Origin of the sequence: Streptomyces sp. NPDC086080 (genome assembly GCF_044540255.1) — a bacterium.
Taxonomy (GTDB): Bacteria; Actinomycetota; Actinomycetes; order Streptomycetales; family Streptomycetaceae; genus Streptomyces.
In genome coordinates this window covers 1-18,158 of the sequence record NZ_JBITRU010000057.1, presented here as the reverse complement: position 1 = coordinate 18,158, position 18,158 = coordinate 1, and the positions used below count along the sequence as shown (strand labels likewise).

The window sequence follows — 18,158 nt, the reverse complement described above, 5'->3', positions numbered from 1 at the left end:
TCACTTGGGTCACGCGAGACACTCCCGTTCTCCTAGTGTGTCCTTTCAGTGACTTCCTTCGACACCTCCCCTCAGCTGAACGTATGGCGCGCGCTGCTCGCACTCGCCGTCGTCTTCGTGATGCTGGCGACCACCGGCTGGACTGCGCTGCGCCACCAGCGCCACCCCGCTCCGCTCCAGGCGTCGCTCAGCGCATGGGAGGAGGGCTGGATAGCCGGCCACCGGCTGCCGGACCCGCAGTCGGCGCCCGCGCGGCTGGCCCGGTTCTTCGCCTCCCTCACCGACGCGCAGCACGCGTATCTCGCCCGCCACTATGCGCTGGCGGTCGGCAACATGAACGGCGCCCCGGTCGAGCTGCGCTACCGCGCCAACCGCATCGCCCTGGGGGAGGCCCTCGAGATCGAGTCGGAACGCGTGCACGACGACCGTCTCACCGCCTCGGGCCAGCGGCTCGCCGCGCGCCGGATGGACCGTTTCGGAGCGCTGATGCGCCCGGGCCGGCACATCCTCGCCTTCGACCCGGCGGGCTCCGGCCGGGTGGCGGAGGTCTTCGGTGATCTGACGCGGGCCGAGCGGGTCTCGGTCGTCGTGCCCGGTTCCGACACCGATCTGCTGACCTTCCAGCGCACCGACCGCAGGTACTCGGCCCCCGTCGGCATGGCGAGATCCCTGTACGCGGCGGAGCGCGACGCCGACCCCTCGACCCGTACGGCCGTGATCGCCTGGGCCGACTACACCGCCCCCAGCGGGCTCGGAATGGACGCGGCCACCGCGATGCGGGCCGAGGACGGCGCCGAGCGGCTGGACGGGATGCTGCGCGGGCTGCCCGGCCGGGCGCCGGTCTCGCTGTTCTGCCACAGCTACGGCTCCGTGGTGTGCGGGATCGCCGCGCGCACCCTGCCGGAGCGGGTGGCGGACATCGCCGTGGCCGGCAGCCCCGGTATGCGGGTCGAGAAGGCCTCCCAGCTGGACACCACCGCGCGGGTGTGGGCGATGCGGGACGCCGACGACTGGATCGAGGACGTGCCGCATCTGGAGTTCGGCGGTCTGGGCCACGGGGCCGATCCGGTAGGCAAGGGATTCGGGGCGCGGGTGCTGTCGGCCCGGGAGGCGAAGGGGCACGCCGGATACTTCGTACCGGGCACGGACAGTGTGCGGAACTTCGCCGAGATCGGGGTTGGCGCGTACCGCGCGGTGTCGTGTGCGCGCGCGGACGACGCCTGCCGGGCGGGTTTGTCCGGTACGACCCCTACCGGACGCGCGTAGAGGCGGAGATACTGCGGTATGCGTGGGGAAGGGACGGAGAAGCTCGTGCCGCATACGATGAGCCGCATGGGTGACGTACTGGCCGGATTTCATGCCGCCTGGGAGTTCGAGTCCGACTCCGTGCTCATCCGTTACGAACGCGGGATTCGAGCACCCAGGCTGTTCCAGGCACTCGGTGAACGCCGGGTGCCGCTGGAGGCGATCCAGGGGGTGACCCTCGCACCGGGCAGGCGCGGGACCGTGGTCCTGCGCGTGGAGCTCCGGCCGGGGGCGGATCCGTTGCTGGAAGCGGCCGCCGGGCAGTTGAAGGAGAGCAGCGACCCCTACCGGCTGGTGCTGCCCGCCGAGCGGGAGACGCTCGCCGAGTACTACGCCGACGAACTGCGCGCGCAGCTGACCGAGTCGGGGCCCGCCGAACGTCATCTGGTGGCCGCCCCCGAGGCGCCGCTGCGGTTCAAGGCGTACGACGGGAAGGCGGCCTTCGACGGTACGGCGGTGTCCTTCCGGTGGTTCTGGACGGGCGCGTCGTCGGCGAAGTGGAAGGCCGGCGACCAGCGGTTCCCGCTCGGTGAGCTGAGCGGGGTGGAGTGGCGCTCGCCCGAGGTGTTCGAAGGGCATCTGCGGCTGCTGCGGCGGGACGCGGGGGCGGCGCCGGCGCAGCCGGACCAGGATCCGGCCGCGGTGGTCTTCGGGCTGGGGTACGGGCCCGTGCACGAGTCACTGCCGTTCGCGGCGGCGGTACTGGCGGCGGTGCGCGACTGCGCACCGGTGCCGGCGGTATCCACGGCGCGTGCGCACCGTGACCCCGCGGACATCGCCGAGCGGATCCGGCACCTCGGGGAGCTGCATCAGGCCGGCCTGGTGACGGACGAGGAGTTCTCCTCCAAGAAGGCGGAGTTGCTGTCCGAGCTGTGAGCCGTCTTCCCGGCCCGGTTGTTTTCCGGCCGCGGGCCCCGGGGGGCCGGTCGCGCAGTTCCCCGCGCCCCCAGGGGGTTGTTCCACGCCCTGCCTGCGGAGGTGAACGTCATGTCTGCGTAGCGGGGCCCGCCACCTTGGCGGCGATCGGAAGAACGGGGCGGGGCCGTAGGCGAAGCTCATGCCCATGCGGCCGAGGCCCTGGACACCCACCTCGGGGCCGCCCGCGCCGATGGCGTCCCGCCGGGTGGTGCAGCCGATCAACGGACCGGAACTCGCAGGTCACGCCGGGTTCGCCGACCGGCTGGGGCACTCCCGGCGCCGGACCGGGCCACTTCGCGTGCCGCGCCGACGTGGAGATCATCGCGAGCCGGGTACCGGAGGGCGAAGCGCGTGATCGCGCAGCCCGTCAACGGGTCCTCTCCGACGCCAGGGCCCGTCCCGCGTCCGCGTAGAAGCTGATCTTCCGGTCGAGCACGGCGAGGGTGCCCTGGAGTTCCGCGATCCGGGACAGCACGTCCTCGCGGGTCTGCTGGAGCAGCTCGAAACGCTCGGTGTAGGTGTGATCGCCCGAGCGGACCAGTTCCGCGTAGCGCACCATGTCCGCGACCGGCATCCCGGTCAGGCGGAGCTTGCCGACGAGGGCGAGCCAGTCGAGGTCCCGGTTGCTGTAGCGCCGCTGACCGGTGTGCGAACGGCCGATGTGCGGCATCAGTCCGATGCGCTCGTACCAGCGCAGGGTGTGCGCGCTCAGCCCGGTGAGGGCGACGACCTCGCTGATCGTGTACGTGTCCTCGCCGTCCGGCCGGCGGTTCCCCTGCGGCGGTCCGGCGCAGGTGTCGGCGCCGGACCCTGTTGTCTCCGTCGTCTCGGTGACCGTCATGTCCCCACGCTAGAACGCTGGAGTGCACTCCAAGCAAGCGACGCAGGCGGGAAATGGGCGGCGCTCGGGGGCGGTGGCTGATTACCGTGCGCGGTATGACCTCAGTACGCCGTGCGACGCCGAAGGACGCGGAGGAAGTGCTCCGGCTGCGTCAGGTGATGATCGATTCGATGGCCCGCTCCGACCCCTCCACCGCCTGGCACACCGAGTCCCTGCCCGTGCTGCGCGCCAGACTGGCCGAGCCGGACGGGGGCTTCGCCGCGTTCGTCGTGGACCATCCGCAGCGGCCGGGCGCGCTGGCGTCCCTGGTGGCCGGCACGGTCGACTACCGCATCGGCGGTGCGCGCGACCCGTACGGCAGGGACGGCTCCGTGTTCAGCGTCGCCACCGATCCGGACGCGCGCCGTCGCGGATACGCACGCGCCTGCGTGCAGGCGCTGCTGGAGTGGTTCCGGGAGAACGGCGTCCGCCGGGTCCGGCTCACCTCGTCCTCGAAGGCCGAACCACTGTATGTCTCGCTGGGCTTCAGGCACCGGCCCGACCCGTTGCTGGAGCTGACCCTGTGAGCGCTTAGGCTCGGCGGCATGTCGTTGAAGAGTCTGGCGTTGATCGAGAGCTGGCCGGTTCCCACCGCCGCGGCCGGTGTCGTACGGGCGGACGGTTCGGTCGCCGGTACCCATGGGCCGGCCGGCCACCGCTTCCCGCTGGCCTCGGTCACCAAGCCGCTCGCGGCCTACGCGGTGCTGGTGGCGTACGAGGAGGGCGCGATCGAGCTGGACGAGGCGGCGGGCCCGGACGGCTCGACGGTGCGGCATCTGCTCGCGCACACCTCGGGGCTGGCCTTCGACGAACACCGGGTGACCTCGGCGCCCGGTACGCGCCGGCTGTACTCCAACGCCGGGTTCGAACAGCTGGGGGACCATGTCGCCAAGGCGACGGACATCCCGTTCGGGGAGTATCTGCGGCAGGCGGTGCTGGAGCCGCTGGGGATGACGGCGACCGCCCTGGAGGGCTCCCCGGCGAAGGACGGGGTGTCGACGGTGCACGATCTGCTGCGGTTCGCCGCCGAGGTGCAGGCGCCACGTCTGCTCGACCCGCGCACGGTCGCGGCGGCGATGACCGTGCAGTACCCGGGAACCAAGGGTGTACTGCCGGGCTACGGCCACCAGAACCCCAACGACTGGGGGCTCGGATTCGAGATCCGCGACTCCAAGACACCGCACTGGACGGGCGCGTCGTCGTCGCCCCGTACGTTCGGCCACTTCGGCCAGTCGGGCACGTTCCTGTGGATCGACCCGGACGCGGGCGCGGCGTGCGTGGCGCTGGCCGACCGCGCCTTCGGGCCGTGGGCGGCCGAGGCGTGGCCGCCGTTCACGGACGCGGTGCTGGCGGAACTGCGCGGCTGACCCTCGCCGCCACGGAAGGCGGAAGACGGAAGGAGGACGGGACCGTCCAGCGGGTCCCGTCCTCCTTCGGTGCGATCCGGTACGGCCGGTGCGCGGGTCAGACCGGGACGGGGGTCTTCTCCCGCGTCTCGGGGGCCGGCCGCGGGTTCAGCTTCTCGCCCTCGATGTCGAGGTCGGGCAGCACCTTGTCGACGGACCTGGGCAGCCACCACGCGGCACGGCCGAGCAGCGACATCACGGCCGGGACCAGCGTCATGCGGACGACGAAGGCGTCGATGACCACGCCGACGGCGAGGGCGAACCCGATGGACTTGATGATCGGGTCGTCCAGGAGGACGAAGCCTCCGAACACCGACGTCATGATGAGCGCGGCGGCCGTGACGACCCGGGCGTTGTGGCCCATGCCGCTGACCATGGCCGCCTGGGGGTCGGCGCCGTGGACGAAGTCCTCCCGCATACGGGAGACGAGGAAGACCTCGTAGTCCATCGCGAGGCCGAACAGGATGCCGATGAGCAGGATCGGCAGGAAGCTCACCAGCGGGCCGGGGGTGTCGACGCCCACGAGGCCCGCGAGGTGGCCCTCCTGGAAGATGGCGACGGTGATGCCGAAAGTCGCGCCCACGGTGAGCAGAAAGCCCAGGGCCGCCTTCAGCGGTACCAGGAACGACCGGAAGACCAGCATGAGCAGCAGGATGGACAGGCCCACCACCAGCAGCAGATACACCGGCAGTGCGGCGGCGAGCTTCTCCGAGACGTCGATGCCCAGGGCGGTCGCGCCGGTGAGGGCGATGTCGGCGCCCTCGACGCCCGCGACCCGGTCGCGGATCTCCTGGACGGCGTCCTCGGTGGCGACGGCCGTCGGGCCGGCTTCGGGAATGATGGCCAGCAGGGCGGTGGTGCCCTGCTCGTTCAGCTGCGGCGGGGCCACGGCCAGGACGCCGTCGGTGTCCTTGATGAGAGCGGTGGCCTGCTCCACGGCCGTCCCGGTCGCCTGCGCGTCCTTGCCGTTGACCACGGCGATGAGCCGGCCGTTGAAGCCCTCGCCGAAGCCCTCGGACGTGAGGTCGTACGCCTCGCGTGCGGGGGAACCCTCGGCGGCGGTGCCCGCGTCCGGCAGGGCGATCCGCATGTCCTGAGCCGGCAGGGTGAGCGCGCCCAGCCCGAGGATCCCGGCGATCAGGAGCGGGACGCGCAGCCGGGTCACGAGCCGGCCCCAGGTGAAGCCGAAGCCTTCGGGGGCGGGGCTCTTGTCGGCGGTGCTCTTCCCCGTGGTGCCCTTCTCGGTGGTGCCCTTCTCGAAGGTGGGTCCGCCCGCCCGGCGCTGCTTGCGCGGCAGGATCTTCCGGCCGGCGAAGGAGAGGAAGGCCGGCAGCAGGGTGAGGGCGACCAGGACGGCGACGGCGACGGTGCCCGCCGCGGCCAGGCCCATGATGCTCAGGAAGGGGATGCCCACGACGGAGAGGCCCGCCAGGGCGATGACGACGGTGGCGCCGGCGAAGACGACGGCGGAGCCTGCCGTGCCGGTCGCGCGGCCGGCGGCCTCCTCGGGTGCGAGGCCCTCGCCGAGGTACTGGCGATAGCGGGAGGTGATGAAGAGCGAGTAGTCGATGCCGACGGCCAGGCCGAGCATCAGCGCCAGGATGGGGGCGGTGGAGGTCAGTTCGATGACACTGGTCAGGGAGAAGAGGCCGGCCATACCGACCGCGACGCCGATCAGTGCGTTCAGCAGGGTCATGCCTGCGGCCACCAGCGAGCCGAAGGTGACGACCAGGACCACCGCGGCGACCAGGACTCCGAGGGCCTCGGTGGAGCCGACCTCCACCTCACCGCCCATGACCTCGCCGCCGTGCTCGACCCGCAGGCCCTCGGCGTCGGCGCCGACGGCCTCGTATGCCGACTTCTGCTCGTCGGTGACCTCGTCGACGCCCTTGTCGAACTGCACCTGGACCAGGGCGTAGCGGCCGTCCTGGGAGACGGCGCCGGTCCGGAACGGATCCATGGCGGCGATGACGCCGTCGATCCCCGAGGCTTCCCCGACCACGGGCGCCACGGCCGCGGGGTCCAGTTTCGTGCCCTCGGGCGCGACGACGACGATGGTGCCGGTGGCTCCGTCGGCCTGCGGGAACTGCCGGCCGAGATCGTCCAGCGCCCGCTGGGACTCGGTGCCCGGCATGGAGAACTTGTCGCTCGTCGGGCCCATCAGGGTGGCGGCTCCGATACCCAGCAGGGTCAGCAGGAGCAGCCAGACCGCGGCTATTCGGCCCCTTCTGCGGAAGGAGAACCGCCCGAGCCGGTACAGCAAGGTCGCCATGGAAGAAGATCTTTCCGTAGGGGATCAGGGGATCAACGGGATCAAGGGATAAGCGATTCAACTGGGGTTGCGGTCGAGCGTCCGCAGCGCGCTGCGGATCATCTCGGCACGCAGCACCTCGTCCGGCGCCACTTCGTTGTCGGCGGCGCTGGTGATGAAGACGGCCCCGAGGACCATCCATGCCGCCACCCGGGCCGGCGCCCGTTGCGAGCGGCCGGCCAGCGCGTCCAGCAGGCCGTCCGCCAGCTCCATGACCTTGAGGTCCTGGTGGCAGGACATCTCGGTGATGTCCTCGAAGAGCAGCCGGATCTCGAGGCGGAACCGCAACGTCAGGTCGACGTATCCGACGACGGTCTCCTCCACCAGCCGGTCGCCCTCGAGCCCGGCCACGCGGTCGAGCAGTGCGGCCAGGGCGTCCTGGGTCGGGGTCAGCAGCTCGGTGAGGATCTTCTCCTTGCCGGCGAAGTGGTAGAGGAGCGATGCCTTCGAGCAGCCCACGTCCGAGGCGATGTCCTGCAATGACGTGCCTCGGAACCCGTGCACCGCGAACAGTCGCAGCGCCGACTTCAGAATCTGACCGCGCATGGCGGAGGTGGAGCGTGCCATTCCCCTACCGTAACTGTCCGATCGGTCAGAACTGACCGATCGGACAGCAAACGGCTATGACGTGCATCACTCCCGTGGCCCGGGGTGAGAACGGCCCATGGACGGGCGAACGGCCGCCTCCACCGGAGCGCACAGGGAGGCGCCGGAGGGAGAAGACCCTCCCCCGTGGCCTCCCGCGCCACGGACGTCCCTGAGCCGCCCAGCGTGAACTACCCGTGAAAACCCTGTGGATTCGGTGTCGGTGGGTCCCCTTATGCTGCACCGGATGATCACGCGGGACCCAGGGAGGGCGCGGATGTTCGGCAAGCTGTTCGGCAAGGGCGAGGAGAGGCCGGCGGCGGATCCGTACGCCCTTCCGGCCCCTCGCAGGAAGAACGGGATGTACACGCTCCGCGCGCTCGGCGACACGCGCGTACTCGCGCTGGTGGAGGCGGCCGACGCGGGCGACTGGGAGGCCGTGAAGGAGGCGCTGGCCCCCTTCGACCTGGGCCGCGACCACCACGTCCTCGGTGAACTGGCCGTGCTGGACGGTGTGGAGGAGTGGATCGGCCGCGCCGTCGAGGAGGACAAGGAGCACCGGGCGACGGCCCTGCTGATATCCGGGGCGCGCCACATCAACTGGGGCTGGGAGGCACGCACCAGCGCGCGGGCCGTGGACGTCACGCAGGAGCAGTGGCGGATCTTCGGCGAGCGGCTGCGCATCGCCGAGGAGCAGCTGTTCGAGGCCGCCGAGCTGCGGCCCGAGTGGGTCACCCCGTGGCGCCATCTCCTCACCTCCGGGCGCGGCATGTCGCTGGGCCGCGCCGTCAACGAGGTTCGGCTGGACGCCGCCCTGCGCCGCGACCCGCTGGACCTGGCGAGCCATCTGGAGTGGGTGTCGCAGTTGCAGCCGCGATGGAGCGGCGAGCAGGGCGAGGCCCTGGCGTTCGCCCGGGAGGCGTTCGCCGACGCGCCCGACGGCCATCGCCTCGGCTGCGTGATCGCCATGGCGCACATCGAGGACTGGGTGGAGTCGGACGACGGGGACTGCCTCGACACACCCGCCGTCCAGGCGGAGTTGGCGGAGGCCGCCCGGCGCAGCATCCTGCACCCCGACTACGAACGGCACCCGGGCTGGCAGCACGACTTCAACATGTTCGGCATGGCCCTGTCGCTCGCCGCCGAGAGCACCGTCTGCCGGCGTGTGTTCCACGAGCTGGACGGCGCCTACACCACCTGGCCCTGGACGTATTTCGCGGAGCCCGAGAAGCAGTTCGCCCGCCGTCAGCGCCGCGCCTGATCCCGCTCTCTCCCCCTTCCCGACCTCCTCCCCCGACCCCTCACCCCGGACTGCCCGATGACTCTGCCCGACACCGCCACCGGCCAGGCCGGCGCCGACCGCACCTTCCAGGTGGATCTGCGCGGTCTCGTCGACCTCCTCTCCCATCACCTCTACTCCAGCCCTCGCGTCTACTTGCGTGAGCTCCTGCAGAACGCGGTGGACGCGCTCACCGCCCGGCACACCCTCGAACCGTCCGTCCCTGCCGGGGACTTCGGCATCAGGCTGTACGCCGACGGCTCCGTGGTCCGCGTCGAGGACGACGGCGTCGGCCTCACCGAGGCCGATGTGCACACCTTCCTCGCCACGATCGGCCGCAGCAGCAAGCGCGCCGAGAAGATCGCCGAGCAACGGGCCGACTTCATCGGCCAGTTCGGCATCGGCCTGCTCTCCTGCTTCCTGGTCGCGGACGAGATCCACGTCCTGAGCCGGTCCGCCCGCACACCCGACGCGCCCACCGTGGAGTGGCGGGGCCGCGGCGACGGCAGCTACACCGTCCGTACCCTGCCCGCCTCCGCCCGCCCCCGGCCGGGCACCACCGTCACCCTGACCCCGCGCGCCGACGCGGGCGAGTGGACCCGCCCGGCCCAGGTGCACGCCCTCGCCCGCCACTTCGGGTCGCTGCTGCGTCACCCGGTGACCTTCTCCGACGGCGGCACGGACGGTCCCGGTGCGCCGGTCAACCCGGAGGCCGCGCCCTGGGAGCGTCCGTACCCCACCCCGGGCGCCCGCTCCCGCGCGCTGGCCGCGTACGGCGAGGAGGTGTTCGGGTTCACGCCGCTGGACACCATCGAGCTGGACCTGCCGGCCGTCGGTCTGAAGGGCATCGCCTGCGTGCTGCCCGAGGCGGTACCGGCCGGCCGCCGCCACGGCCACCGGGTGCACGTCAAGGGCATGCTGCTGTCCGAGCAGGCCGAGGAGATCCTGCCCGAGTGGGCGTTCTTCGTCCGCTGTGTCGTCGACGCCGAAAGCCTGCGCCCCACGGCGTCCCGCGAGTCCCTGTACGAGGACGACACCCTCGCCGCCGTCCGTGACGCCCTCGCCGAGCGGCTGCGCGCGTGGATCGCCCGCGCCGCCGCCAGCGACCCCGAGCTGCTCGGCCGTTTCCTCCAGGCCCACCACCTGGCCGTGAAGTCGCTCGCCGTGCACGACGACGAGATCCTGCGAATGCTGCTGCCGTGGCTGCCGTTCGAGACCACCGACGGGCACTGCACCCTCGACGAGTTCGCGCGCACCCACCGCACCGTGCTGGTGACCTCCAGCGTGGAGGAGTTCCGGCAGGTCGCCGCGATCGCCTCGGCCGCCGGGCTCGGCGTGGTCAACGGCGGCTACACCTACGACCGCCAACTGGTCCACCGGCTGCCCGAGATCAGGCCCGAGGCCGCTGTCTCCGACCTCGACCCGGCGACCCTCACCGCGCACCTCGACCCCGTCGACCGGGAGACCGAACTGGCCGCCGCGGCCTACCTCGCGCAGGCCCGTGACGCCCTCGCCGTCTTCGACTGCGATGTCGCGCTGCGCACCTTCCAGCCCGCCTCCGCCCCGGCCCTCCTCGTCGACAGCCGCGAGGCCCGGCACGAGCGCACCCGCTCCCAGCTCGCCCGTGAGCAGGAGGGCGGGGTCTGGGGCGACATCCTGGGCGCCCTGCGCCAGGAGGCTCCCCGGGCGCAGCTGATCCTCAACCAGCTCAACCCGCTGGTCCGCACCGCCATCGCCATCGACGAACCCGAACTGGCCCGCACCAGCGCCGAAGCCCTCTACGGACAGGCCGCGCTGCTGTCCCGGCGCCCGCTGCGGCCCGCCGAGTCGAGCCTCATCAACCGCTCCTTCCTCGACCTTCTCGCCCACGCCCTCCGCAAGGACAGCTGACGATGCCCACCGCACCCCATCCCCAGACCACGGACGAGCTGTTCCAGGCGCTCCGGGAGAACGACGAGCGCCCCTACGGCCGCACCCGCACCGTCACCGCCGAGGAACTGGTCGAGGCCGCCGAGCAGTTCGCCGAGCCGATCCCGCTGATCCACGCGCTCCTCGAACTCCAGGAGGCGTACACCTACGGCTCCGAGCCGCGGAAGTCGCCCGTCGTCTTCGCCCGGCTGCTCACCCTCTTCGACGAGCAGCCCGACGTCTTCGACGAGCGCCTGCGCCATCTGCTGTTCTGGCGCTTCAAGTGGGTGGCGAACGCCCTGCGGGCCCTGCCCGAGATACCGCTGGCCAGCCTGCGCCAGTGGCTGACGGAGATGCGCGACCGGTACACGAAGGCCGGCCTGGACCTCCAGCCCTACTACGGACAGGCCTACCAGCTCGCCGCCCACACCGGCGAGGACACCGCCCTGGCCTACGAACTGTGGGCGGGCCGCGCCCGCACCCGGCTCAGCGACTGCGAGGCCTGCGAGATCTGCGAGCGCGCCCTGTACCACCTCGCCGCGGGCGACGACGAGCGGGCGCTGCGCACCTGGGAGCCGGTCCTGGCGGGCAAGGAGTCCTGCCAGGAGGAGCCGGCCCGCTCCATCTCGTACGCGCTGCTGCCGCTGCTGCGCACCGGCCGCACCGACGAGGCCCGCGCGCTGCACCTGGCCGGGTACCGCGGCTCCCGCCGCAACGCCTCGATGGCCGGGGAGATCGGCCGGCACCTGGAGTTCTGCGCGCTCACCGGCAACGAGGCACGGGGTCTGGAACTGCTCGCCGAGAACCGGAACCTGTTCGACGAGGTGGAGTCCCCGCGCGACCTGCTCGACTTCCTCACCGGCCTGGAGGTCCTCCTCCAGCGCGTCGGGGAACTCAGCCACGGCGATCTGCCCGCCGCCGGATTCCCCGGCCGCGTCTGGACGGTGACCGCCCTGCGCGCGGAGGTACGGGACCGCGCCGACGACCTCGCCGCCCGCTTCGACACCCGCAACGGCACCACGGCCCACGCCGACCGCCGCCGCGCCCGCCTCGACCGCGCCCCGCTCCTGGACACGCTGGAGCTGACCCTGCGCACGCGCGGCCTGGACGACGTGACCCCGGCCGCGCCGGCCGCCGCTCCGGTCACCGCCCGTCCCGCCGCCTCCGTCCCCGATTCCCTGCCGGAACTGATCCTGCGCGCCCGCGAGCTGGACGACCAGGGGCATCCGGACGCGGAGGCCTGCTGGGCCCGCCTGCGCACCCTCGTCGCCGCCCGCGACTACACCCACCCCGACGACCCGTCCGTCGGCACGCCGGGCCGGCTGCGCGCGGACCTGCTGGACGACGAGGCGACCCGGGCCGGCCACCGGGACGAGTACACCGAAGCCGCCGCCCTCCACGAGGAGGCCGCGGGCCTCTACGAGGATGCCGGTCTGCCGGGCCACGCGGCCCTCGCCCGCGCCTGCGCCCTGCTCGCCGCGGCACAGGTCCCGACGCCGGACGACGCCGACGCCGACGCCGACGCCGACAAGGCGGAAACCCAGGACACCGCCCCCGACGCCACCGCGGACGCGCGGGGCGACGCCACGGCCGCGTCACGGATCACCTCACTGACCGCCGCCCACGCCTCCCTGGTCCGGCTGCACGAGGAGACGTCCCCGCTCGCCCCCTACCAGGAGGCCCGGCTGCTGCGCCTGCGGGCCACCGCACTCGGCCTGCGCCTGCAGACGTCGAGGAGCGAGGAGCACATCGCACCGGTGCTCGCCGAGATCGGCCTGCTGCACACGTTCGCCACCCGGCACGACATCGTCACGCAGATCGCCGGCGCCCAGCTGCTCAAGGCCACCACACACGCCATGACCGGCGACCTGCCCGCCGCGCTCACCGGGACCGGCGACCTCCTCGACCGGCTGAAGGAACACGGCCCCGCCTGGTACCTGCCCCGCACGCACGCCCTGCGCGGCCGGCTCCAGCTCGGTCTCGGGGACGCGCAGGCCGCGCACGCGGAGCTGACCGAGGGCCTGCGCCTGGCCGCCGACTGGCCGGACGACACCGTCGACGCCTCCCTCCACGCCGATCTGGCGGAAGCCTGCATGCACCTGGGCCGCCCCGACGAGGCACTGCGGCACCTGACACGCTCCGCGGAGCTGAACCTCCGTGCCGGCGACCGCGTCGACGCCTACTGCACCTACAGCAACGCGGCCCAGTTCAGCCTCAGTCTGGGCCGGGTCGAGGACGCCATCGCGCTGCTCGACTCCCTGCTCGCCGAACCGGACGTCATCTCGGGGGAGTTGGACGACCGCCTCGTCGCCCAGCTCCGTCTGACCCGCGCCCGTGCCCTGCACACAGGCGGCGACCTCAAGGCCGCCACGGCGGAGTTCGTCGCCCTCGCTGCCGAGTCGGCCGGCTGGGACGACGACCCGGGCAGCCACGCGATGATCGCCGCGGAGACGGCCGTACTCCTCGGCGAATCCGGTGAGTTCGACCGCGCCCGCCAGGCGGTGGACCAGGCGCTCGCCGCCCACGCCCGCGACCCGCGCTACGAGAACCTCAGCAGCGCCCTGCGCGAACTCGCCCGCCTCCAGGCACAGCAGCAGGGCCCGGACGGCCTGTCCGGCGCCCGCGCCTTCCTCACCGACGCCGGCCGCGTCGCCGACGCGGCCCGCGCCGCCGGCTACGAGGCGCAGGGCCGCCCCCTGGACGCCGCCCTGGCCTTCGAGCACGGGCGGGTCAACGCCTTCGCGGGGGCGTACGACGAGTCCCTGGCCGCGCTGGAGAAGACCCTGGGCCTGCTCGGCGAGCCGGGCCCGGAGCCGGACCAGGCGGGCGAATGGGCCGAGTCCGTACGCCTGGCGGGAGTCGTGGAGGGCATCTACCTGAAACGCCCCGCCCCCGCCCTCACCCGCCTCGACCCGGCGATCACCCGCCTGGCGGGGCTCGGCCACCCGGAACTCGCCGAGGAACTGACCGCCCTCGCGGCAAGGCTGCGCGACGGGGAGTGAGTTGATCCCGGATCCCCTCCGAGCACACACGGGCCGGTGACCGAACCAACGGTCACCGGCCCGCGTCGCTTTCCATCGGCCGGTCAACGGCCGGGCAGTGCGTCCCCCGTGTGAGGTGGTCCGCTCAGCGGACCCACTCCTCCCAGTACGGGGCGTTCCAGCGGCACTGGAACTCGCTGTATCCGTTCACATGGATGTCGTACCAGCCGCCCTCCTGGCACTCGTGGTGCGTCAGGGTCCCACCGGCCAGGTGGAAGCCGTCGGGGTCGGTGACCCAGGCGGACGCGGAGCCCGCGGACAGCGGAATGGTGACCGCCGCCGCGCCGACCACGAAAGCGGCGGCGATACGGTTACGCCAGGACTTCATGCATACTCCTCAAAACGGGCCCAGGCCGTGCCGAACCGGCCCTCGGCTCTGGGCGACGTGCGGCAAGCACAACGACTGCGCCCCGATGAAGGGTTCACAAGCCACCTACGTGATCCACCCCACACCTTGCCCGTCCGGTGCCGCGCACTGTGCGTAATCAGGACGCCGACGCTCCACAGATGGGACCACCCGTACCGGACCGGGCGAAGTGGACGTGACGTGCGCCGACGTGACTCCGTGAGTTCACTGTGACGGTGATCTCGTTTACTCAGCGTTTCTGTACCGTTTGATGACCTTGTGTCATTTCCCTTGCGTGGCACGAATGTTAAGGAGTGCCCGAACCTCTTGTGCAATCCGCGTAGAGCGTTCAATCTTTCGGCTGGCGGCAGGGAAGTGCGATCACGGCCACAGCGCCCGTGTTTGGCATGGACCTGACTAGCTCCTGTCCGGGGACCCGGCACAGGCGTTCGCCGTGTGCGCTCCCCCAGACGCACATCCCCCACACCCCCTGTCGAGGAGGAACCCTCAGATGGCAGTGACACGAGGCACCAAGCGGAGATCGCTCGCCGGAGTCTGCTCCGTCGCCGCCGCCGCGCTCGCCGGCGGTCTCTTCACCGCGCTCCCCGCGCACGCCGCCGACCCCGCGACCGGGACGATCGCCTACGCGGACGCGCCGAACGCGGTCGCCGACAGCTACATCGTCACCCTGAAGTCGAACACCAAGGCCGCCTCCGCCAAGGGCAAGGGCGTCGCCAAGAAGCACGGTGCCGAGGTCGAGCACACCTTCCGCCAGGCCGTCAACGGGTACACCGTCGAGGCCACCGAGGCCGAGGCCGCCAGGCTGGCCGCCGACCCCTCGGTCGCCCTGGTCGAGCAGAACCGCACCTTCACCACGCAGGCCACGCAGACGAACCCGCCGTCCTGGGGCCTGGACCGCATCGACCAGACCGCGCTGCCGCTGAACAGCTCGTACACGTACGACGACACGGCCGGCCAGGGCGTCACCGCCTACATCATCGACACCGGCGTGCGGATCTCCCACAGCGACTTCGGCGGCCGCGCCCGCAACGGCTACGACGCCGTCGACGGCGACAACGTCGCCCAGGACGGCAACGGCCACGGCACCCACGTCGCCGGCACGGTCGCGGGCAACGCCTACGGCGTCGCCAAGAAGGCCTCCATCGTCGGCGTCCGGGTCCTCGACAACAACGGCTCCGGCACCACCGCCGGCGTCATCGAGGGCGTCGACTGGGTCGCCGACAACGCGGTCCTCCCGGCCGTCGCCAACATGTCCCTCGGCGGCGGCGCCAGCACCACCCTCGACAACGCGGTACGCAACGCCATCGCGGCCGGCGTCACCTTCGCCGTCGCCGCGGGCAACGAGTCCACCACGGCCACCGGCTCACCGGCCCGCGTGTCCGAGGCGATCACCGTCGGCGCCACCACCAACACGGACGCCCGCGCCAGCTACTCGAACTACGGCTCGAACCTGGACATCTTCGCCCCGGGCTCGTCCATCACCTCCACGTGGAACACCGGCGACAGCGCCACCAACACCATCTCCGGCACCTCGATGGCCACCCCGCACGTCGCGGGCGCGGCGGCGCTGTACCTCGCGGACAACCCGTCGGCCACCCCCTCGCAGGTCGCCTCCGCGCTCGTCGCGAACTCCATCTCGGGCGCCGTCACCAACCCGGGCACCGGCTCCCCCAACCGCCTGCTGTACGTCGGCGGCAGCGGCGGCACCCAGCCGCCCGGCAAGACCTTCACCAACTCCACGGACTACACGATCAGCGACCGGTCGACCGTCGAGTCCCCGCTCACCGTCACCGGCGTCTCGGGCAACGCCCCCTCGGCCCTCCAGGTTCCGGTGAACATCGTCCACACCTACATAGGTGACCTGAGGATCCAGCTGGTCGCCCCCGACGGCTCGCTCTACACCCTCAAGTCCTCCGGCACCGGTGGTTCCACGGACAACATCAACACCACCTACACCGTGAACGCCTCCTCGGAGACGGCCAACGGCACGTGGAAGCTCCGCGTCACGGACGTCTATTCCGGCGACACCGGCTACATCAACAGCTGGGGCCTGACCTTCTGACCCCCAGCCCTCAAGCTCTCCGCACCGCCCCGGCACGGGACACCGTGCCGGGGCGGTGCGCTCAGCGCTTCAGGTCCGTCAGCGGACCCACACCTCCCACCACGGGTCGTTCCAGCGGCACTGGAACTCGGTGTAGCCACTGTCGTTCGTCTCGATGTAGTCCCGCCCTTCCACCTGGCAGGCGTGGTGCGTCCGGAACCCACCGGCCAGGTGGAAGCCGTCGGGGTCGGTGGGCACAGCGGACGCGGAGCCCGCGGACAGCGGAATGGTGACCGCCGCGGCAGCGACCACGGCAGCGGCGGCGATACGGGAACGCCACGACTTCATACATCTCTCCTAACGAACGGATCCGCGCCGTGCCTGGCCGGCCACGGGACCCTGTGCGGTTCTGCAGGAGGTACGACGGCTGCTCCACTCCGAAAGTTCAAGACGCGTGGGGGTGTTTTCCCGTCAGACACTCGAACCACACCGCCTTGCCCCGCCCGTCGGGACGCACGTCGACACCCCACCGCTCGGTGACCGCCTCCACGATCACCAGCCCACGCCCGCCTTCCCCCAGCCCGCCCTCGACACCCCGCACCGGCAGGTCCGGGCAGCCGTCGGCAACCTCCACCCGCACCCCACCCGGCCGGAGCAGAAAGCAGATCCGACAACGACGACCGGGCACATGCCGCACCACATTCGCCACCACCTCGGTGAGCGCCAGCTCCGCCGCGTCACTCACAGCGACCAGCCCCGCCCTGACGAGATACAGCCGCAGAATGCGCCGCAGATGCCGCACCGAGTGCTCCCCCACGGCGAACTCGGCACGGTACTCACTGAGAATGTCCGCAGCCCGCGGACCGGTTACTCGATTCACATCACCATGCAACGACGCTCCGCATACGCTCGACCACGGAACGGAACGAACGCCGCGAGGCGTTGAAGTGAGGTGCCACCGTGGTCAACATCCAGTCTCTCGACCCCACCGCGTCCCCCCTCGACTACTACGGCTGGGAACTGCGCCGCCAGCGCGAGGCCCACGGCCTCAAACAGGGCCAGCTCGGCGAGATCATCTTCTGTACGGGCTCACTGATCGGCCAGATCGAGACCACGAAGAAGGTCCCCACCCGCGACTTCTCCGAACGCGTGGACGCGGCCCTCGGCACGGACGGCCTGTTCTCCCGCCTGATCGGCCTCGTGCTGCGCAGCCAACTCCCGAACTGGTTCCAGCCGTACGCGGAGATGGAGGCGAAGGCGACGTACATCTCCACGTATCAGGCGCAGTTGGTTCATGGCCTGCTGCAAACGGAGGAGTACGCCCGAGCGGTGCTTGCCACCGGCATGTCGGATGACCTGGACGGCCTGGTGGCGGCCCGCGTGGAACGCCAGCGCATCCTGAAGCGGGAACAACCCCCGCTGACCTGGGTCGTACTGGACGAGGCCGTACTCCACCGTCCGATCGGCGGGCATGAGGTGATGCGAAGTCAACTCGCTCATCTGTTGGACTTCAGCAACCACCGCTGGATGCACGTACAGGTCCTGCCGAACAGAGCGGGAGCGCACTCCAGCCTGGCCGGTTCGTTCACCGCCATGCGCTTCGAGAACGACCCCGACATCGTCTACACCGAAGACCTCATCTCCGGTCACATGACGGCCAATCCCGATACCGTCAAGGAAGCAGCGCTCCGTTACGCTCGCGTGCAGGCTGCCGCCCTCTCCATGGAGGAGTCGGCGGAACTGATCGCCCGCCTGATGGAGGACCGCTATGGAGACCGTTCACAACCCGAGGACCAACCAGTGGCGCAAGTCAAGCTATAGCGGCAACACCGGCGGCGAATGCGTGGAGGTAGCCCCCACCTGCCCCACCGGCTCCGTCCCCGTCCGCGACAGCAAGAACCCGTCCGGCCCGGTCCTCACCGTCGGCGCCGAAGCCTGGCAGACATTCGTCGACGGTCTGCGCTGAGCAGACCCTCATCTCCTTGACCCAAGTCCTGGCCGCTTCCCCATCAGTCGCAAGTGTGTCGGCGACGGATGAAAACTGACCGCTGAACGGCGGATCAACGGTGACCCACCTCGCGATCGTCCGATCATCCTGATCTTCATTGAGGGTCAGG

The 18,158-nt window shown here is 71.3% G+C and carries 16 protein-coding genes; 10 read left to right on the top strand and 6 right to left on the bottom strand.

Translation table 11 applies throughout. The annotated features are described in order from the left end of the window. Positions 1–48 precede the first annotated feature (48 nt). Complete coding sequence (locus tag ACIF9R_RS36140; RefSeq protein WP_399987019.1) at positions 49–1,266, top strand: alpha/beta hydrolase; 1,218 nt, start codon at positions 49–51, stop codon at positions 1,264–1,266. A 66-nt stretch (positions 1,267–1,332) separates the two neighbouring features. Then, positions 1,333–2,181 (top strand): DUF4429 domain-containing protein, encoded by an 849-nt coding sequence (locus ACIF9R_RS36135; RefSeq protein ID WP_399987017.1) that lies wholly within the window; start codon positions 1,333–1,335, stop codon positions 2,179–2,181. A 409-nt stretch (positions 2,182–2,590) separates the two neighbouring features. Here the strand turns inward: ACIF9R_RS36135 and ACIF9R_RS36130 are convergent, their stop codons facing one another. After that, positions 2,591–3,064: a MerR family transcriptional regulator gene (locus ACIF9R_RS36130; protein ID WP_399987015.1), complete on the bottom strand. Its 474-nt coding sequence runs from the start codon at positions 3,062–3,064 to the stop codon at positions 2,591–2,593. A gap of 95 nt (positions 3,065–3,159) precedes the next feature. On the opposite strand from ACIF9R_RS36130, the gene ACIF9R_RS36125 reads away from it, so the two are divergent. Together ACIF9R_RS36125 and ACIF9R_RS36120 are read left to right on the top strand one after the other, a co-directional pair. Continuing rightward, entirely contained in the window at positions 3,160–3,630 is a 471-nt protein-coding gene (locus tag ACIF9R_RS36125; protein WP_399987013.1) for a GNAT family N-acetyltransferase, read from the top strand. Positions 3,631–3,648: 18 nt separating this feature from the next. Next, positions 3,649–4,470, top strand: coding sequence for a serine hydrolase domain-containing protein (locus tag ACIF9R_RS36120; RefSeq protein WP_399987011.1), 822 nt, complete (start codon positions 3,649–3,651; stop codon positions 4,468–4,470). A 97-nt stretch (positions 4,471–4,567) separates the two neighbouring features. Here ACIF9R_RS36120 and ACIF9R_RS36115 read toward each other — a convergent pair whose 3' ends face one another. Continuing rightward, the gene (locus ACIF9R_RS36115) at positions 4,568–6,781 is read right to left on the bottom strand and encodes an MMPL family transporter (RefSeq protein WP_399987009.1); all 2,214 of its coding nucleotides are present in this window, start codon (positions 6,779–6,781) and stop codon (positions 4,568–4,570) included. Between the two features lie 57 nt (positions 6,782–6,838). After that, positions 6,839–7,387, bottom strand: a complete 549-nt coding sequence (locus ACIF9R_RS36110) for a TetR/AcrR family transcriptional regulator (RefSeq protein ID WP_399987007.1) — start codon at positions 7,385–7,387, stop codon at positions 6,839–6,841. Between the two features lie 295 nt (positions 7,388–7,682). Here ACIF9R_RS36110 and ACIF9R_RS36105 point away from each other — a divergent pair, with 295 nt between their 5' ends. From ACIF9R_RS36105 to ACIF9R_RS36095, 3 genes are read left to right on the top strand one after another with little or no spacing between them, the layout of a single operon-like run. Further along, positions 7,683–8,666: a hypothetical protein gene (locus ACIF9R_RS36105; RefSeq protein ID WP_399987035.1), complete on the top strand. Its 984-nt coding sequence runs from the start codon at positions 7,683–7,685 to the stop codon at positions 8,664–8,666. Between the two features lie 57 nt (positions 8,667–8,723). After that, positions 8,724–10,574 (top strand): HSP90 family protein, encoded by a 1,851-nt coding sequence (locus ACIF9R_RS36100; RefSeq protein WP_399987005.1) that lies wholly within the window; start codon positions 8,724–8,726, stop codon positions 10,572–10,574. A 2-nt stretch (positions 10,575–10,576) separates the two neighbouring features. Further along, positions 10,577–13,594, top strand: coding sequence for a hypothetical protein (locus ACIF9R_RS36095; RefSeq protein WP_399987003.1), 3,018 nt, complete (start codon positions 10,577–10,579; stop codon positions 13,592–13,594). A 124-nt stretch (positions 13,595–13,718) separates the two neighbouring features. On the opposite strand, the gene ACIF9R_RS36090 is transcribed toward ACIF9R_RS36095, so the two are convergent. After that, positions 13,719–13,961, bottom strand: a complete 243-nt coding sequence (locus ACIF9R_RS36090; RefSeq protein WP_399987001.1) for a hypothetical protein — start codon at positions 13,959–13,961, stop codon at positions 13,719–13,721. A 529-nt stretch (positions 13,962–14,490) separates the two neighbouring features. Here ACIF9R_RS36090 and ACIF9R_RS36085 point away from each other — a divergent pair. After that, positions 14,491–16,062, top strand: a complete 1,572-nt coding sequence (locus ACIF9R_RS36085; RefSeq protein WP_399986999.1) for a S8 family peptidase — start codon at positions 14,491–14,493, stop codon at positions 16,060–16,062. Between the two features lie 78 nt (positions 16,063–16,140). Here the strand turns inward: ACIF9R_RS36085 and ACIF9R_RS36080 are convergent, their stop codons facing one another. Together ACIF9R_RS36080 and ACIF9R_RS36075 are read right to left on the bottom strand one after the other, a co-directional pair. Next, entirely contained in the window at positions 16,141–16,389 is a 249-nt protein-coding gene (locus ACIF9R_RS36080; protein WP_399986997.1) for a hypothetical protein, read from the bottom strand. A gap of 97 nt (positions 16,390–16,486) precedes the next feature. Further along, a complete protein-coding gene (locus tag ACIF9R_RS36075; RefSeq protein WP_399986995.1) occupies positions 16,487–16,921 on the bottom strand; it encodes an ATP-binding protein in 435 nt (144 codons plus the stop codon). 80 nt (positions 16,922–17,001) lie between these two features. Between ACIF9R_RS36075 and ACIF9R_RS36070 the strand changes: the two genes are divergently transcribed. Together ACIF9R_RS36070 and ACIF9R_RS36065 are read left to right on the top strand one after the other, a co-directional pair. Then, entirely contained in the window at positions 17,002–17,862 is an 861-nt protein-coding gene (locus ACIF9R_RS36070; RefSeq protein ID WP_399986993.1) for a helix-turn-helix domain-containing protein, read from the top strand. Next, positions 17,810–18,007, top strand: a complete 198-nt coding sequence (locus ACIF9R_RS36065; RefSeq protein ID WP_399986991.1) for a DUF397 domain-containing protein — start codon at positions 17,810–17,812, stop codon at positions 18,005–18,007. The genes ACIF9R_RS36070 and ACIF9R_RS36065 overlap by 53 nt, the downstream gene beginning before the upstream one ends. Positions 18,008–18,158 lie beyond the last annotated feature (151 nt).

Coding starts and splice junctions, on each gene's coding strand:
- ACIF9R_RS36100 (WP_399987005.1), top strand. CDS start 8,724: ATGACTCTGCCCGACACCGCCACCGGCCAGGCCGGCGCCGACCGCACC.
- ACIF9R_RS36130 (WP_399987015.1), bottom strand. CDS start 3,064: ATGACGGTCACCGAGACGACGGAGACAACAGGGTCCGGCGCCGACACC.
- ACIF9R_RS36095 (WP_399987003.1), top strand. CDS start 10,577: ATGCCCACCGCACCCCATCCCCAGACCACGGACGAGCTGTTCCAGGCG.
- ACIF9R_RS36080 (WP_399986997.1), bottom strand. CDS start 16,389: ATGAAGTCGTGGCGTTCCCGTATCGCCGCCGCTGCCGTGGTCGCTGCC.
- ACIF9R_RS36085 (WP_399986999.1), top strand. CDS start 14,491: ATGGCAGTGACACGAGGCACCAAGCGGAGATCGCTCGCCGGAGTCTGC.
- ACIF9R_RS36125 (WP_399987013.1), top strand. CDS start 3,160: ATGACCTCAGTACGCCGTGCGACGCCGAAGGACGCGGAGGAAGTGCTC.
- ACIF9R_RS36115 (WP_399987009.1), bottom strand. CDS start 6,781: ATGGCGACCTTGCTGTACCGGCTCGGGCGGTTCTCCTTCCGCAGAAGG.
- ACIF9R_RS36090 (WP_399987001.1), bottom strand. CDS start 13,961: ATGAAGTCCTGGCGTAACCGTATCGCCGCCGCTTTCGTGGTCGGCGCG.
- ACIF9R_RS36110 (WP_399987007.1), bottom strand. CDS start 7,387: ATGGCACGCTCCACCTCCGCCATGCGCGGTCAGATTCTGAAGTCGGCG.
- ACIF9R_RS36120 (WP_399987011.1), top strand. CDS start 3,649: ATGTCGTTGAAGAGTCTGGCGTTGATCGAGAGCTGGCCGGTTCCCACC.
- ACIF9R_RS36105 (WP_399987035.1), top strand. CDS start 7,683: ATGTTCGGCAAGCTGTTCGGCAAGGGCGAGGAGAGGCCGGCGGCGGAT.
- ACIF9R_RS36065 (WP_399986991.1), top strand. CDS start 17,810: ATGGAGACCGTTCACAACCCGAGGACCAACCAGTGGCGCAAGTCAAGC.
- ACIF9R_RS36135 (WP_399987017.1), top strand. CDS start 1,333: ATGGGTGACGTACTGGCCGGATTTCATGCCGCCTGGGAGTTCGAGTCC.